Source organism: Stenotrophomonas sp. PA-6-5C, from assembly GCF_021605635.1.
GTDB lineage: Bacteria > Pseudomonadota > Gammaproteobacteria > Xanthomonadales > Xanthomonadaceae > Stenotrophomonas > Stenotrophomonas lactitubi.
In genome coordinates this window covers 26274-42240 of the sequence record NZ_WKEE01000029.1, presented here as the reverse complement: position 1 = coordinate 42240, position 15967 = coordinate 26274, and the positions used below count along the sequence as shown (strand labels likewise).

16 protein-coding genes and 2 pseudogenes are annotated in these 15967 nt (G+C 65.7%); 11 read left to right on the top strand and 7 right to left on the bottom strand.

Annotation, left to right across the window (positions count from 1 at the left end):
- The first annotated feature begins 23 nt into the window (after nucleotides 1-23).
- The 6 genes from GIW57_RS13545 to GIW57_RS13520 all read left to right on the top strand — a co-directional run bounded on the left by GIW57_RS13545 (nucleotide 24) and on the right by GIW57_RS13520 (nucleotide 6936).
- Nucleotides 24-572 (top strand): Dps family protein, encoded by a 549-nt coding sequence (locus GIW57_RS13545; protein ID WP_049468393.1) that lies wholly within the window; start codon nucleotides 24-26, stop codon nucleotides 570-572.
- A 561-nt stretch (nucleotides 573-1133) separates the two neighbouring features.
- Nucleotides 1134-2939, top strand: coding sequence for a DNA helicase RecQ (recQ, locus tag GIW57_RS13540; protein ID WP_236511508.1), 1806 nt, complete (start codon nucleotides 1134-1136; stop codon nucleotides 2937-2939).
- 165 nt (nucleotides 2940-3104) lie between these two features.
- Nucleotides 3105-3491: a CopL family metal-binding regulatory protein gene (locus tag GIW57_RS13535; RefSeq protein WP_100460111.1), complete on the top strand. Its 387-nt coding sequence runs from the start codon at nucleotides 3105-3107 to the stop codon at nucleotides 3489-3491.
- A gap of 62 nt (nucleotides 3492-3553) precedes the next feature.
- Nucleotides 3554-5365 carry a copper resistance system multicopper oxidase gene (locus tag GIW57_RS13530; RefSeq protein WP_236511506.1) on the top strand — a complete coding sequence of 604 codons (1812 nt, stop codon included), beginning with the start codon at nucleotides 3554-3556 and terminating at the stop codon, nucleotides 5363-5365.
- Nucleotides 5362-6342, top strand: a complete 981-nt coding sequence (locus GIW57_RS13525) for a copper resistance protein B (RefSeq protein ID WP_236511504.1) — start codon at nucleotides 5362-5364, stop codon at nucleotides 6340-6342. Before GIW57_RS13530 ends, GIW57_RS13525 begins: the two co-directional genes overlap by 4 nt.
- 81 nt (nucleotides 6343-6423) lie before the next feature.
- Nucleotides 6424-6936, top strand: coding sequence for a GNAT family N-acetyltransferase (locus GIW57_RS13520; protein ID WP_100460114.1), 513 nt, complete (start codon nucleotides 6424-6426; stop codon nucleotides 6934-6936).
- Nucleotides 6937-6942: 6 nt separating this feature from the next.
- On the opposite strand, the gene GIW57_RS13515 is transcribed toward GIW57_RS13520, so the two are convergent.
- Nucleotides 6943-7266 carry a zf-TFIIB domain-containing protein gene (locus GIW57_RS13515; protein WP_025874650.1) on the bottom strand — a complete coding sequence of 108 codons (324 nt, stop codon included), beginning with the start codon at nucleotides 7264-7266 and terminating at the stop codon, nucleotides 6943-6945.
- Between the two features lie 144 nt (nucleotides 7267-7410).
- Here GIW57_RS13515 and GIW57_RS13510 point away from each other — a divergent pair.
- Both GIW57_RS13510 and GIW57_RS13505 read left to right on the top strand, forming a co-directional pair.
- Nucleotides 7411-8184, top strand: a pseudogene (locus tag GIW57_RS13510) (CPBP family glutamic-type intramembrane protease).
- Between the two features lie 92 nt (nucleotides 8185-8276).
- The gene (locus GIW57_RS13505; protein ID WP_100460116.1) at nucleotides 8277-8699 is read left to right on the top strand and encodes a response regulator; all 423 of its coding nucleotides are present in this window, start codon (nucleotides 8277-8279) and stop codon (nucleotides 8697-8699) included.
- A 102-nt stretch (nucleotides 8700-8801) separates the two neighbouring features.
- On the opposite strand, the gene GIW57_RS13500 is transcribed toward GIW57_RS13505, so the two are convergent.
- Both GIW57_RS13500 and GIW57_RS13495 read right to left on the bottom strand, forming a co-directional pair.
- Nucleotides 8802-9740 carry an alpha/beta hydrolase-fold protein gene (locus GIW57_RS13500; protein WP_236511503.1) on the bottom strand — a complete coding sequence of 313 codons (939 nt, stop codon included), beginning with the start codon at nucleotides 9738-9740 and terminating at the stop codon, nucleotides 8802-8804.
- Nucleotides 9741-9827: 87 nt separating this feature from the next.
- Nucleotides 9828-10673, bottom strand: coding sequence for an alpha/beta hydrolase-fold protein (locus GIW57_RS13495; RefSeq protein WP_236511501.1), 846 nt, complete (start codon nucleotides 10671-10673; stop codon nucleotides 9828-9830).
- Between the two features lie 715 nt (nucleotides 10674-11388).
- Here GIW57_RS13495 and GIW57_RS13490 point away from each other — a divergent pair.
- Nucleotides 11389-11745 (top strand): hypothetical protein, encoded by a 357-nt coding sequence (locus tag GIW57_RS13490; RefSeq protein WP_236511499.1) that lies wholly within the window; start codon nucleotides 11389-11391, stop codon nucleotides 11743-11745.
- Between the two features lie 80 nt (nucleotides 11746-11825).
- Entirely contained in the window at nucleotides 11826-12143 is a 318-nt protein-coding gene (locus tag GIW57_RS13485) for a hypothetical protein (RefSeq protein WP_236511497.1), read from the top strand.
- 770 nt (nucleotides 12144-12913) lie between these two features.
- Here GIW57_RS13485 and GIW57_RS13480 read toward each other — a convergent pair.
- The 4 genes from GIW57_RS13480 to GIW57_RS13465 all read right to left on the bottom strand — a co-directional run bounded on the left by GIW57_RS13480 (nucleotide 12914) and on the right by GIW57_RS13465 (nucleotide 15659).
- Nucleotides 12914-13822 (bottom strand): matrixin family metalloprotease, encoded by a 909-nt coding sequence (locus tag GIW57_RS13480; protein WP_329605764.1) that lies wholly within the window; start codon nucleotides 13820-13822, stop codon nucleotides 12914-12916.
- Nucleotides 13823-13929: 107 nt separating this feature from the next.
- Complete coding sequence (locus GIW57_RS13475; protein ID WP_236511494.1) at nucleotides 13930-14766, bottom strand: hypothetical protein; 837 nt, start codon at nucleotides 14764-14766, stop codon at nucleotides 13930-13932.
- 292 nt (nucleotides 14767-15058) lie between these two features.
- Nucleotides 15059-15406, bottom strand: a complete 348-nt coding sequence (locus tag GIW57_RS13470; RefSeq protein WP_236511491.1) for a BrnA antitoxin family protein — start codon at nucleotides 15404-15406, stop codon at nucleotides 15059-15061.
- Nucleotides 15375-15659: a BrnT family toxin gene (locus GIW57_RS13465; protein WP_236511490.1), complete on the bottom strand. Its 285-nt coding sequence runs from the start codon at nucleotides 15657-15659 to the stop codon at nucleotides 15375-15377. The genes GIW57_RS13470 and GIW57_RS13465 overlap by 32 nt, the downstream gene beginning before the upstream one ends.
- 86 nt (nucleotides 15660-15745) lie before the next feature.
- On the opposite strand from GIW57_RS13465, the pseudogene GIW57_RS13460 reads away from it, so the two are divergent.
- Nucleotides 15746-15919 (top strand): annotated as a pseudogene (locus GIW57_RS13460) (KilA-N domain-containing protein); the annotation flags it as partial.
- Nucleotides 15920-15967 lie beyond the last annotated feature (48 nt).

Here is a 15967-nt window from a genome sequence, read left to right as displayed (position 1 = left end):
ACGATTCCACAAGGAGGAACCCCATGGCGAAGACCAAGAGCACGACCAAGCCCAAGACCGGCAAGCAGAAGCTTGCGGCTTCCGCGCCGTCGGCCCCCAACATCGATATCGGGATCACCCAGGGCGACCGCAAGAAGATCGCCGACGGTTTGGCGCGGTTCCAGGCCGATGCGTTCACGCTCTATCTGAAGACCCACAACTTCCATTGGAATGTCACCGGGTCGATGTTCAACTCGCTGCACACCATGTTCGAGACGCAGTACACCGAGCAGTGGGCGGCACTTGACGATGTGGCCGAGCGCATCCGCGCACTGGGCTTCAATGCCCCGGGCTCCTACCGGGAATTTGCTGCGCTGACCTCGATCGTCGAGGAGCCGGGCCTGACCGACAGTGCGGACTGGCGTGAAATGGTACGCCAGTTGGTGGTCGCCAACGAAGCGGTATGCCGTACGGCACGTGAAGTGCTGGATGTGGCCTCCAAGGGCGACGATGCCCCGACCGAGGATCTGATGACCCAGCGCCTGCAGACCCACGAGAAGTACGCCTGGATGCTGCGTTCGCTGCTGCAGTAAGGGTTGGGGGGTACGGCAGGGCTGCGCCCTGCACCCGCAGAGGCAACGGCAACGGCAACGGCCGAAGCAAAAGCTGGTTTCCTGTGGGTTGGCGGGGTGGGTCCGGTTGCGGGAGACGCCGTAAACCCGTCCTTGGGGGCTTGGCAGCCGCATCCATGCGGCTGACACTCCCGCACCCGGACCCACCCCGCCCTTGACAGACCTTTGCGATCTGGCAGCAAAGCCGCTGGGGTCAGATCCGTTTTCCTGCGGAAAACGGATCTGACCCCATTTTGATTGTCGATATCTGACAGATTTGATCCACGCATGGCGTGGATGGACCCACCGTCATCGGGAAACTGTCGAAGGCGGGGCGGTGTCGGATTGCGGGGTGTCCGCGGCATGGATGCCGCGGCCAAGCCTACAGGGACGTACTTGCGGCGTCCCCGCAATCCGACACCGCCCCGCCAAACCACGGATCACCCCAGAGCCGGCTGTTGCCTTTGACGTTGACGTTGCTCTGGCTCATGGCAGGTGCAGGGCGCAGCCCTGCCGACTCCCCCGCCGGGGTAAACTAGCCGGATGGCTTCCCGTCCCGCGCACGACCTGCTCCGCCGCGTCTTTGGTTACGACGATTTCCGTGGTCCGCAGCAGGACATCGTGGAGCATGTGGCTGCCGGTCACGATGCCCTGGTCCTGATGCCCACCGGTGGCGGCAAGTCGCTGTGCTACCAGGTGCCCGCCCTGCTGCGTGACGGTTGTGGCATCGTCATCTCGCCGCTGATTGCCTTGATGCAGGACCAGGTCGAAGCCCTGCGTCAGCTCGGCGTGCGCGCCGAATTCCTGAACTCGACCCTGGACGCCGAAACAGCCGCCCGGGTCGAACGCGAACTGCTCGCCGGTGAGCTCGACATGCTCTATGTCGCCCCCGAGCGCCTGCTGACCGGCCGCTTCCTGTCGCTGCTGTCGCGCAGCCGGATCGCCCTGTTTGCCATCGATGAAGCCCACTGCGTGTCGCAATGGGGCCACGACTTCCGCCCGGAATATCGGCAGCTGACCGTCCTGCACGAGCGCTGGCCGGAGATTCCGCGGATCGCCCTGACCGCTACCGCCGACCCGCCGACCCAGCGCGAGATTGCCGAGCGCCTGGACCTGGCCGAAGCACGTCACTTCGTCAGCTCTTTCGATCGCCCCAACATCCGCTACACCGTGGTGCAGAAAGACAACGCCCGCAAGCAGCTGAGCGACTTCCTGCGCAGCCATCGCAGCGAAGCCGGCATCGTCTACTGCATGTCACGGCGCAAGGTGGAGGAAACCGCCGAGTTCCTGTGCACGCAGGGTTTCAACGCCCTGCCCTACCACGCCGGCCTGCCCTCGGAAGTGCGTGCCAACAACCAGCGCCGGTTCCTGCGCGAAGACGGCATCGTCATGTGCGCCACCATCGCCTTCGGCATGGGCATCGACAAGCCGGACGTGCGCTTCGTCGCCCACACCGATCTGCCCAAGTCGATGGAAGGCTATTACCAGGAGACCGGCCGCGCCGGCCGCGATGGTGAAGCCGCCGAGGCCTGGCTCTGCTATGGGCTGGGCGATGTGGTGCTGCTCAAGCAGATGATCGAGCAGTCCGAGGCCAGCGAGGAGCGCAAGCAGCTGGAGCGGTCCAAGCTCGACCACCTGCTGGGGTACTGCGAATCGATGCAGTGCCGCCGCCAGGTGCTGCTGGCCGGTTTCGGTGAAACCTATCCCAAGCCCTGCGGCAACTGCGACAACTGCCTGACCCCGCCTGCGGCCTGGGATGCCACCATCCCCGCGCAGAAGGCCTTGAGCTGTGTGTACCGCAGTGGCCAGCGCTTCGGCGTCGGCCACCTGATCGACGTCCTGCGCGGCAGCGAGAACGAGAAGGTCAAGCAGCAGGGCCACGACAAGCTGAGCACCTACGCCATCGGCCGCGACCTGGATGCGCGCACATGGCGCAGCGTGTTCCGCCAGCTGGTGGCGGCCAGCCTGCTGGAAGTGGACAGCGAGGGCCACGGCGGCCTGCGCCTGACCGATGCCAGCCGCGATGTGCTGACCGGTCGCCGCCAGATCAGCATGCGCCGCGATGCAGTCAGCGTCAGTGCCGGGCGTGAACGCAGCGCGCAGCGCACCGGCCTGTCGGTGCTGCCGCAGGACCTGGCCCTGTTCAACGCGCTGCGCGGCCTGCGCGCCGAGCTGGCGCGCGAGCAGAACGTGCCGGCCTTCGTGATCTTCCACGACAGCACCCTGCGCAACATCGCCGAACAGCGCCCGACCTCGCTGGACGAACTGGCCCGGGTCGGTGGCATCGGCGGCACCAAGCTCAGCCGCTATGGCCCGCGCCTGGTGGAGATCGTGCGCGAGGAAGGGTAGCGCCAACCGTACGCTGATGCCCCTGTAGAGCCGAGCCCGCGCTCGGCTGCCGGTCGCGCAGAAGCAGCCGAGCATGGGCTCGGCACTACATTGGTGCAGCTCCAACCTTGAACACACCATTCAGCATGAAGTGCATCCGGCCCCGCTTGCGGCTAAATTGACGCCATGTCCCTTGCCTCGACCCTGCTCCGTGTCGTGCTCATGCTCAGCCTGTTGCTCAACGGGCTGAACGCGGCCATGGCCAGCGGGCACGAAGAGATGGGTCGCATGGCCCACGCGATGACCTCGGCCGTGACCGATGAGGGCGATGCGGACTGCCACCACCACGCCGGCATGACCGCCGACGAGGCGCCGCAGGCCAAGGCCCCCGCCCATGACGCGCACTGCCAGATCAAGGACTGCGTGCGCAGCTGCGCCCAGCATCCGCTGCTGGCGGTGCAGGCACTACCGTTCCTGGCCGGCCCCGGTCTTTCCTTGACCCCGCAGCCGATGCCTGCCAACGGCCGCCCGGCACCGCCGCTGCCGCCGATCTCACGCCCTCCCATCGGCTGATCCAACACGCCTCACCGAAGCCGGCACTGCGCTGGCGTCTTTCCGTGTTTGGAGTCACCACCATGAGTATCCGTATTCCTCCCGGCCCGGGCGCTGTGCCCATGCCGTCGCGTCGTCTTTTCGTGCAGGGCATCGCCGCTGGCGGCGTGGTTGCCGGCATCGCCGCAGCTGGTATCCCGCAGCGCGCGCTCGCCGCTGCCTCCGCCGCGCCACGCCTGGCCGGCGCGCCGGCGGTCATCAGCGATACCCGCGTTGAACTGGCCATCGGCGAGTCACTGGCCAACTTCACCGGCCGCACCCGCCCGGCGATCACCGTCAACGGCTCGCTGCCGGCACCGATCCTGCGCTGGCGCGAAGGCCAGACCGTGGACCTGTTCGTGCGCAACACGCTCGGCCAGCATCCCACCTCCATCCACTGGCACGGCATCCTGCTGCCGGCCAACATGGATGGCGTGCCCGGCCTGAGCTTCAACGGCATCGGCCCCGGCGAGACCTACCACTACCATTTCGATCTCAAGCAGTCCGGCACCTACTGGTATCACAGCCATTCGCTGTTCCAGGAACAGGCGGGGTTGTACGGTGCGCTGATCATCGACCCGGCAGAGCCGGCGCCGTACCGGCATGACCGCGAGCACGTGATCATGCTGTCCGACTGGACCGACACGGACCCTGGCGCGCTGTTCCGGCGCATGAAGAAGCTCGCCGAGCACGACAACTACTACAAGCGCACCCTGCCCGACTTCCTGCGCGACGCCCGTCGCGATGGCTGGTCGGCCGCGCTGTCCGACCGCGGCATGTGGGGCCGGATGCGGATGACGCCCAGCGACATCTCCGACATCAACGCGCACACCTATACCTACCTGATGAACGGCACTGCGCCGGCCGGCAACTGGACCGGGCTGTTCCGCAGTGGCGAAAAGGTGCTGCTGCGCTTCATCAATGGCGCGTCGATGACCTACTTCGACGTACGCATCCCCGGCCTGAAGATGACCGTGGTCGCCGCCGACGGCCAGTACATCCATCCGGTCAGCATCGACGAGTTCCGCATCGCCCCGGCCGAAACCTACGACGTACTGGTCGAACCCAGCGGCCAGGATGCCTTCACCCTCTTCTGCCAGGACATGGGCCGCACCGGCTATGCCGCCGGCACCCTCGCCGTGCGCCATGGCCTGCAGGCACCGATTCCCGCGCGCGACCCGCGCCCACTGCTGACGATGAGCGACATGGGTCATGACATGGGCGGCGGGGGCCACGGCGGCCACGACATGGCGGCGATGAAGGGCATGGAAGGCGGCTGCGGCGCCAGCATGGGTCACGGTGCGCATGGTGGCGGCGATACCGCCAGCAAGGCACCGAAGCACCCCGCCAGCGAGCGCAACAACCCGCTGGTGGACATGCAGAGTTCGGCCACCGAGCCGAAGCTGGACGACCCCGGCATCGGCCTGCGCGACAACGGCCGCCAGGTGCTCACCTATGGTGCGATGCGCAGCCTGTTCGACGACCCCGATGGCCGCGAGCCCGGCCGCGAGATCGAGCTGCACCTGACCGGCCACATGGAGAAGTTCTCCTGGTCGTTCGATGGCATTCCCTTCGCCGGTGCCGAGCCGCTGCGGCTGAACTACGGCGAGCGCATGCGCATCGTGCTGGTCAACGACACCATGATGCAGCACCCGATCCATCTGCATGGCGTGTGGAGCGACCTGGAAAACGCACAGGGTGAATTCCAGGTGCGCAAGCACACCATCGACATGCCGCCCGGCACACGCCGCACCTATCGCGTGCGCGCCGATGCACTCGGTCGCTGGGCCTACCACTGCCATCTGCTGTACCACATGGAAGCCGGCATGATGCGTGAAGTGAGGATCGAAGAATGAGCCGTTCACTCCTTTCCCCCAGCCTGCTGGCCTTGGGCCTGGCGGCTGCATTGCCGGTGTTCGCGCAATCACATGCCGGCCATGACATGGCCGCGATGGACCCGCCGGCGAAAACCGCGCAGGCGCCGGTCGAACGGGCCGATCATTCGAAGATGGACCATTCGAAGATGGACCATGGTGCGATGGAGCCGGCGGCGATGGACCATTCCACGATGGACCACTCCCAGATGGATCACGCGGCAATGGGCCATGGCACGCCCGCACCTACCGAACCGCGCGAACCGATTCCTGTCCCCACCGACGCCGATCGTGCGGCCGCGTTCCCACCCATCGCGCATGGTGCGATGGAACACGCACCTGAGATCAACAGCCTGCTGCTGATCGACCGCCTCGAACACTGGGACGGCAAGAGCAGCAACGGCCAGGGCTGGGAAGCCACCGGCTGGATCGGCGGCAACATCAACCGCCTGTGGCTGCGTACCGATGGCGAACGCAGCGAAGGCCGCACGGAATCGTCGGGCGTGGAAGCACTCTACGGGCGTGCCATTTCGCCGTGGTGGGACGTACTGGTCGGCGTACGCCAGGACTTCCGCCCCGCCGACTCACGCACCTGGGCGGCGATCGGCATCCAGGGGTTGGCACCGTACAAGTTCGAAAGCTCGGCTACGCTGTATGCCGGTTCCGGTGGCCAGCTGATGGCCAAGGCCGAGATCGAATACGACGTGTTGTTGACCAACCGGTTGATCCTGCAGCCTCTGCTGGAAGCGACCGTGGCCAGCAAGGATGAACCGGAGTACGGCATCGGCCGCGGCCTCAACAAGGTCGAAGCCGGCCTGCGCCTGCGCTACGAGTTCAACCGCCGCTTCGCGCCGTACATCGGCATCAGCCACGAACGCGCCTTCGGCGATACCGCCGACTATGCGGGCGACCATGCACGCGATACGCGCTGGGTCGCCGGCATCCGCATGTGGTTCTGAGCAGCGGATCGTGAGCAGCAGCCAGCCCCGGCAACCACCGGGGCCGGCTACACTGCCGCACGTTCCATTGCAGGCTGCACCATGTCGTTGCATATCCGCCGCGCCACCCTGGCCGACGTCGACGCCCTGTCGGCGATCGCCATCGCCACCTATACCGAAACCTGGGGCGATTCCTATCCGCCGCAGGACCTGCACACCTTCCTGCAGGATCACTACGGCAGCGCACCGCAGCGGGTCGAACTCTCCGACCCGCGCAGCGCGGTGTGGCTGCTGCTGGATGGCGAAACGGTGGTGGGCTATCTGGCCGCCGGTGCCAACACCCTGCCGCATGCGGACGCGCGCGACGGCGACGTCGAACTGAAGCGTCTGTACATCCTGGCCAGCCATCAGAACGGTGGCCACGGCGCGCGGCTGATGGATACGTTCATGGCGTGGTTGGACCAGCCACAGCGCCGCACCCTGTGGGTGGGCGTGTGGGAAGAGAACTTCGGTGCGCAGCGCTTCTACGCGCGCTACGGCTGCAGCAAGGCCGGCGAGTATGACTTCATCGTCGGCGACAGCCGCGACCGCGAGTTCATCCTGCGCCGGCCCTGAGCGATCTCAGAAATCGAACAGCTCGGAGAGGAAGCTCTCCTTCTTCTTTTTCTTGTAACCCTGGCTGTACTGGCCACGGTTGTCGTCATGGCGCTGGCCGAGATGACGGGTATCGCGGTGCATCACCGGCGGCGGTGCGGCCTGCGGTTGCACAGGCGCGGGCCCTGGCGGCGGCATGGCGGCACCTGCACCGTCGGTGGCGCGCTCGATGATCTTGTCCAGTTCGCCACGATCCAGCCATACACCACGGCAGCTCGGGCAGTAGTCGATCTCGATGCCATGGCGCTCGGCCATCTGCAGGGTCTGGGTCTTGCACACGGGGCACAGCATTCGCATTGCTCCTGTCGGTCTGGCCTCGACTGTACCTGCGTGCGGATGACTGTGCGGCAACGCATGACTGATGACACAAGGACTTCCGGCGCGTGCCGCCCCATCCCACGCCCTGCAGACTGCCCGCTCCTCCCGCTGCAAGGAATGCAGATGACTGCCCGCGACTCGATTCCCACCGGCATGCGCCTGTTGCTGGTGCTGCTGGGCGTTGGCCTCGGCCTGAACGTGCGTGACATCAGTGCCGCGCTGGGAGCTCCGATTCCCGCCCTGCCCATGCTCTACGGTGGCAGCCTGCTGGACAACGCGCTGGCGGTGCTGGTCGCACTGCTGCTGGCCTCGCTGCTGCGCCCCAAGGGCATTGGCCTGCTGGCCAGCCTCGGCCTGCGCGGAAACGGCTGACGCGGCCCGCTGTGGGTGCTGCTGGCCAGCTTGCCGTGCTGGCTGGGGCTGGCGCTGCTCGGTACGCCCAACACGGCGCTGACGGCGCTGGATGCCACGATGCTGGCGGTGCTGTTCCCGCTCGCCGAGGAAGTGCTGTTCCGCGGCCTCGGCTTCGTGCTGTTGGTGAAGATCGTGCGCGGCCCGTGGCCCCTGCTTGGGCTGCCGCAGGCACTGCTGTTCGGCTGGGTGCATTGGCTCGGGTTCGGCGGCGTCGACGGCGGCGGCACCGCCCTGTTCGTCGGCGCGGTCATCGCCTTGGGCGGATTCATCTTCGCCTGGCTGGACCATCTGGACGGCGACACCCTGTGGTGCGGCCTGGTGCTGCACGTGTCGATGAACCTGGCCTGGAATGTGTTCAGCCTCGACGACACAGTTGCATTGGGCTGGCAGGCCACCAGCCTGCGCATCGGCACTGCACTGCTGGCGGTGGCAGCGCTGGCCTGGCATGTACGCCGCCAGCGCGGCAATCCGCTGTAACGCCCACTTAGCCGATCCTGCACACGGGGCTCACTGGGGGCTTGCGCATACTTGCGCGCCTTTCATGCCCTGCCGTCCGGAGTTGTTGCGTCATGCTGCTGTCCAAGCGCCACGTTGAACCACGCGTCCTGCTGATCGAAGACGCCGAGGAAACCCGTGAACTGAGCCGGATGGCGCTGGAGAGCCAGGCCTGCCACGTCGCAGGCGTCAGCAGCGCCGAAGCCGCGCTGGGCCTGCTGGCGGCGGGAGAGCGCTTCGACCTGATGTTCACCGACGTCAATCTCGGCCGGGTCAGCGGCATCGAGGCCGCCAACCGCGTGCGCAGCCTGTATCCCGAGCTGCCGATCCTGGTGACCTCGGGCATGGACCAGCACGCTGTGCTGCCGCAGCTGCAGGACGGCATCCACTTCCTGCCCAAGCCCTACAACATGAGTGAGCTGCTGGATGCGATCCGGCTGTGCTTCCGGCATGCGGATGTCGGCGTGTTGACCGGGGCGGATGCACAGGCAGCGTGAGACGTTCATCCACGCATGGCGTGGATCTACTGGCAGCATTTTCCGTTCACGCAACGGTGCGCATCGCAGTAGATCCACGCCATGCGTGGATGGAATTGGCCGTCAACCGCCGGTATACGGTCCTTCGCCCGGAAGCACCTGCAGCAGCGCACGGGTGATCACCCGCGGATACACAGTGAGATGGTCTTCGCCATCAATCACGATGTTCTCCACCTGCAGCTTGCGGCCACTGCGCTGCAGCTGGGCAGTAAAGTCGGCGGCCTGCCGTAGCATGTCGTTGCCGGTGGAGTAGCGCGGCCCTTCCTTGACCGTCTCGTAGCCGCCCACCGACAACAGCACGCGGGTCGGCTGCGCCGGGATGACGGCGGCGTCCTGCATGCGCGGCAGCAGGCCTTGGTCGAACCACAGCGACGGGCTGGACAGGATGTAGGTGCTGAACATGTCCGGCTGGGTCGTCAGCACGTAAGCACCAAACAGCGCGCCATAGGAATGCCCCGCGAACACGCGCCGGGCGGAATCGGTGCGGTAGCGCGCATCGATCATCGGCAACACCTGCGCAGCCACAAAGTCGCGATAGTGCGCGGCACCACCGTAGGTAACATCATCGCTGTAGTAGCCCGCTGGCGTGCGCACCGGGTTGCTTGGCGTGTAATCGCGCGAGCGGCTCTGCTTGGACGTCAGGCCTTCCTGCGGCGGCAACCCGACCAGGATGAAATCCTCGATGTTGACGCCCTGCTGCCCCACCAGGTTGCGCACGCTGCGCACCAACGGGAAGCTGTACAGCGCATCGGTCACGTACAGCACCGGGTAGCGCTTTTCAGGATGCGCGGCATAGTCGGCCGGAAGCGCCACCCATATCGGATAATCACGACCAACAGGATCGTGCACGCGCAGCGCTTCGGTATCCGGCAGCACCACGCCCGGCACAGCGGTGGCCGCGCTTTCCTTCGCTTCACCCTGCGCGGCCGACGGCGCCACCGACATCGCACAACCACTTACGGCCAGGCAGACCGCCACACTCCATCCACGCACACGCTGCATCCATTCGCTCTCCCGTTGCGGGCGGCGCACGCAGGTGGCGCCGCTACCGCATCCTCACACGCCGCGTTGCCGTACGCCAAGCCACTCTCAGGGCGAGGCCGGCGGCGGTGCCGGGAACAGCGTCCGCAGCGCCTGCAGCGCCGCGGGGTGGTAGATCGTTGCGTGGGTCTCTTCCGGCAGCGGCTGGTACTTCACCAGCGTTGCCGGTGATGCCTGCTGCAACACTGCCGCCAAGCGTGCGCTCGACGCGGCCAGCTCCGGCTGACCACTGCTGGCCAGGAACAGCCGCGCACCGCTGCGGGCAACTGACGGCAACTGCTTGCCTGCGCCAGACAGCAAAGCGCCGCGGTTCCACCACAGGCTGGGGTCCAGCGCGATATAGCTGTTGAACAAGGTTGGCTCCTGCAGCAGCGTCTCGACCACGAACAGGCCCGCCAGCGATTCGCCGATCAGCGCGCGCTCGTCGGTGGTCGGGTAGCGCTGGCGCACCTGCGGCATCAGTTCATCGCGCAGGAAATCGCGATATGCCGCCGAGCCACCAATACGTGGCGCGATCTTGCGATCCTCCGCCACGTTGCTGGGGCCGGTCATGTCGCGGCGGCGCTCGGTGTTCTCGATACCGACCAACAGGAACGGACGCATGCTGCCGTTGCCGGTAAGTACCTGCACCAGCCCGGCCACATGCAGGAAGTCCTCGCCGATGCCGCCGTCCGGCATGTAGATCACCGGCAGCGGCGTCTTCGGATCCAGCCCCCACGGCTGCGGGCGATAGACGTTGATGCGACGGGTTTCGCCCAGTGCCTTGGATTCGATGGTGAAGGTTTCGCCGATAGCCAACGGCGAAGCGGCCGCCGGCTGCGACGCCGGTTCGGCGGCCATCAGCGGCGTGGCGGAGACAGCGGACAACAACAGCGACAGCACGATCAAGCGCATTCGGGCGCCTCATCCAGGGAAAGATGCCGAGCATAGCGCCAGGACGCGAGCAGTGGCGCCTGCCAGATGCGTAGATCCACGCCATGCGTGGATGACTTGCCGTGACTCACGCCCGGGTACGGCCCCCATACCGCGCGTGCACCGCCACGTGTCGTGTTTGAACCGGCAAGGAAGCCACAGCCGTCGCATCTGCACCGAAATGCTGGAGTGCGACTCGCGCACACTGAGGACATTGATAGCGAAAGCGAAGCCAGCTTTACACGCGCTGGTTCACGACAGATGCACCGCCATGTGCGGTTTGCGACGTTCTCCAACGTGATCGAACACGCGCGCGAACGAATACGTCTCGTGTTGTCGCTTGCTGCATTAGATGCGCCTGCGCCACCATCGTTGCGCGCCTGGATTCCGCATTTCCCTTCGGAAATTTCTGATTGAAATCCAAGCGCAGGCGTAAACACCATGCTGCGCCACCGACAACGGGTGGCACCGGGCCTGCAAGCCCGTGATGAGGTTATCGCTTGTTGTTTGCGCTCACCCGTCGGCACTGTCTGCGGACCGTGCCGGCGGGTGATCCGTCGGCCTTTATGGCGGGCGGTGCGTGGGGGCCTTCGTGCCCGCCGGTCAATGGCGATACTTCATCCCGGCTTGCAGCCACGCACCGTCCGCCACCCGCTCTGCGCGGTGGCATTCCCACCCCAGAGCCGAGGAAGCCGAGATGACCGAACGTCCGTCCTATGCCTCATACGCCGCCAGCGTCAACGACGACGATGACAACCCCATACCCGAACTGAGCACGTTCCTGGGTTGCCTCGACCGCATCCGGGAAGGCGAAGGTGCAGACGGCCAGCCCTGGCCTGATGCAGACCTTCCCGCAGGGCGCAGGGTGGCACTGTCACGCGTGGAACGGGCGGCCGTCGGCATGCTGACCGTGGCAGAGATGCTGCACGCCGCCGATCGCTGCCGATCGATGGCAACGCCGGATCGGCATCTGGATGACGGTGTGGTCGAAGGGCTGTTCTTTGCCTGCCGCGGGCTGGCGGAGCTGGTGTGCCGGGATATCCGGCCTGAGTAGGAACACCTGCACCACAATCCAGCCCATACTCGGGCCGGGTTCGTCCCGAGTTCCATCGACACTGACACAAGGAGGTTCGCATGTTGAATGCCATGATCATTGCCGCGCTGGCCGCAAGCCCGGCCGCGTCCGTACCGTACGCCGACTGCCTGCTCGGCAACATCCAACCCGGCCTGTCCGACCGTGCCGCGCAATTGGTGCAGCAGGCGTGCGCCGCCAAGCATCCGGACAGCTTCATTGCCTCGCTGGAACTGGAGCGCAGTTACAGCGCCCAGCGGCAGGCCCGGTTCGATGCTGAACGCGCCGCAGTAGAGCGTGCTGCGAACGCGGCCGCGGTTGCCGCACAGGAAGCGGCAGACCGCGAGGCGGCCCGTTCCCGGGGCGCGACGTCCAAGTAGGACTCCACGTTCTGCAACAAAAAAGGCACCGCTCAGCGGTGCCTTTCTGGATGACCGGAGTCATTGCCTGCAATGGTGGGCCGTGATGGATTCGAACCATCGACCAAGAGATTAAAAGGCTCCACATTCACGCCTGAAAATCAATGACATATGCGTCGCATTTTTTCCGATGCAACCCCGTGGAACCCGCGTTGTAGCGCGGCTGCGGATGCCATTTTTCCGACGAGCTGCCCGTCCTTCCCCGCCAACACTCCTGTCGATCGACAGGGAGCTGCTGCAGCTGTCGGCGGCCAGCAATCCCATCCGAACGGCGGTGGCAGACGCGACTTGGCCAGCCCGTCCGCGCGCGCCGCCTCCCGATACGCAGTGATCCTGACCGCATGCGGGCCGGTCTGGTACCTGACTGCACACATCTTGACTGCGGCGTGGGCCTGATCGAATCTGCTGCAGCGACAGCATGCCACACGAGATCCTTGTGCCAATCCGAGCTGGCCATTCCAGGCGCTGCAGTCTCAGTGACTATGGAGCCAACAAGCCACTGCTAACGCTATTTCTAGATGGAGATCGCAAATCAGAGCAAGCAGGAGAGTCCGTAGGAATCCCCCTACTCCGGCGCGTCAATCCTCACCTAAACTAGGAAGGAGGGCTTCCAACGACGCCCACTTGCTTGACTTTTCACGAATCCGCGGCTCGCCGCATGCGAGCCGCGGAAGGCGACGCGTCGGTCGTCGTCGGACGGGAGCGCGCTCCACGCGCTCCCGTCCGACGGCTCACGGTGTGATGACGATTCGGTTCGCGCTGTTGCCGTCCCCGGCCCGGCTCGCGTTAGCAACCGTACCCGCCGGCCGCGTGCACGTGCTGGTGTGCTCGACGGCGTTGGTGACGACGCCATTGGCATCGGTCAACGTGGTCCGCCAGCGGAACGTCGCGGTCGGCAGCGGCGAGGTGTTCGTGCAGCGGAAATTGAAGGTCAGCGGCGAGGGCGTCGCGCTGGTGTAGGTGCCGTTGTAATCGCTGCAGGTCCACCCGGACGCGCACTGGACGATCTTCGTCTGCCGCTTCACCGGAAAGGCGGGATTGCCTTGATAGTGAACCGAGGCGGGGATGTTCACCCCTTGCGGCCCGCTGACGTTGGCGAGGCTCAGGATTTTGAAGGGCAGCCCGTAGGCCCACAGGTACTCCTCCATCTCGGCCTCGCACAGCACGCGTTTCACCTGGCCCGCCGGCATGGTCGGGTACATCGGGCAGTTGGAATCGTCGCCGTGGTCGAATCCCACTGCATGCCCGAATTCGTGCAGGAGCGCGGACTCTCCGTCGAACCGATCCGCTGGAATGGTGGGCGCCGTCGTGCAGATGAGCTGGGTGACGCCGGGCGTCTGATCCATGCGCTTGCGGTCGACGTAGATGTCGGCGTTGAGAATGGTCCCGTGTTCGGATTGACCGTTGTGCGTGTTTCCATTCCTGCGCCGGGGGTGACGTTGTCGGCGTCTTCGACGGTGATGTTCGCGTAGTTGAAGGCCTGAGTCTGTTCGCTGACCCGCGGATGGGTCGCCAGACTGTCGGTGGGCAGGTACAGGTCGGCGCCCACGGCGTTCCAGGCATTGGTCGCGCCGATGGCCGAAAAAATACAGCTCGACACGGAACTGTGGAATCCGACCCGGACGGACGCCACCTCCCATTGCTGATTAACCGCGGCCGGCGCGGCGTGGGCGAAACCCGCGCACGCGAACAGCCCGCTCGCCAGGGCGGCGCGCAAAAAATTCGATGTTCATGAAGGCCTCCTGCCTCAGTGCTGGTCCAGGGAAAACGTGCGGAGCTGCCGCTCGGCCGTCTTGATGTCCTTCGGGTTCGCGCCCGAACGCGCCGGTTGCGGGCCGGCGAGCAGGGCGCCGCCGTCGGACACTTCATAGATCAGAAACGGCAGCGCGCTGAACGCCGCCTCCGGTTGCTTGCGCGCCTCGGCCGTCCACTGCTCGTACAGATTCTTCGACAGCGCGAGCAGGTAACGCTTGCCGGGAACGAGAGCGACTTCGGACGACACCTCCATCAGCAGGCCGTCCGGCATGAGCCCGGATTTGCGCGCGAGGTACACCGTGTCTCCCGGCGCGCGCGAACCCTTCAACGAGTCGACGACGGTCAGCGGAATCGCCGACAGGAAACCGTCCAAACGGGTTCGCCCTTGCACGGCCGGCCCGGCGGTGGCGATCACGACCGTGTCGGCCATCGCCATTTGCTCGCCGGGCGAGGCCGTGCCCGAGAAAAATTTGCGCACGAGCTCGAACAGGTCCACATCGCGTTTGCGATAGGCCGATACATCGGCGGCCGTGAAGCCCAGCGCCGCCAGATCGATCGCGGCCTCGCGCGTCGCGGCCTGCCGCTGCTCGACGCTCAAGCCGATGACGTGGCCGGTGGCGTCGCGCAATGGCGCCGGCGGTCGCGCGTCGCCCGTCGCGACCAAGGCCTCGTACGCGCCTTGGCGATCGCGCCGGGACAGGGCTTGTATGCGTTTTTGCTGGTGCGACTGCGCTTGCGCAAGTTCGTTAGCCGGCGCGGCCGAGACGGCGGTCGGGAGCGAGACGGCGGCGCCGCTCAACAGCGCCAGGAAAACCAAAGTTCGTTGCATATCACTTTCTCCCTGCGAGGTGTTCGTCCGTACCGTGTCCGTCAGGGCGCCATGGGCGCCGCCGCCACGGTCAAATGCTGGGTGTTCAAAGCATGAACACCCTGAGAACCACGCGAACTCCAGCGTGCTCTTGCTCTTTCGCAGGCCGCCACCGCAGACGCAATGAAGGCAGCATCGTCGCCAGCCTCTTCACGGCAAGCGGCCATGTACATCGCGGTCTCCTGTTCGTCTCGCAGGTGATCTGCAACGTCGAAGTCCTGCAGCAACGGTGCGCCCGGCTTAGCGCCGGGCATCACCTCTTGGCCACCATGGGCCGCTTGGCGACCGCCGCACGCTTGGCAACAGCTGCACGCTTGGCGACCGTCGCCGGCCGCTTGCCCTGGCGCGCCACCACCCAGTCCTTCAGCACCGCGTCGATCTTGGTCTGCCAGCCGGCACCGGTTTCGCGGAACGCGTCGAGCACATCCGGCGACAGGCGGATGGTGATGCGTTCCTTCGTCTCCGCCGCCTTGGGCCGGCCACGGAGCTTGCCCTGCAGCCCCGCCGGCAACCCAGTGAACGCAACCGCGCGGGCCACATCGCCTGCGGTCCATTCCGGGTTGTCCTTGTCAGGCGTCTCGCTGTTCTTGTGCTTGTTCATAGCTTTTGACCTCTCGTTTGTTGGCCTTGCGGAAGCTGATGACCCGGATGCCCTTGGGGGTTTCGGTGAAGACCAGCGCCTGTACCCGCTCGCCTACCAGCCCCAGCCCCCGGTAACGCACCTCGCCGTACTCCTTTCGGTCATCAACGACGAACAAGGCGGTCTGGAAATCAAACGCACGCACCAGCTCGAAGGACAGGCCGCGCTCTTCAACGTTGCGGGCGTTCTTGGCGGCGTCGTAGGTGATTTCCAAGGCATTTATTGTATGCACATTAATTCGATGACGCAACCCCAGCGGCATCCGGACGTCCGCGCCACCCTTCAGCCGAGGTATCACGCATGAACATTCAACACTCCATCACCACGCCTCTCCTGCTCGGGAACCTGCAGATCCGCCGTGACCGCGCAGGCCGCTACTGCCTGAATAATTTGCACCAGGCGGCAGGGGGGCATGCCCGGCACCAGCCCGGCCGATGGCTTCGTGGTCAGCAAGCAGGGGAATTGCTGGTGGCCCTGCAAGAGGGCTCCCCAAATGTGGGTACCCAAGCAAGGCCAATCATC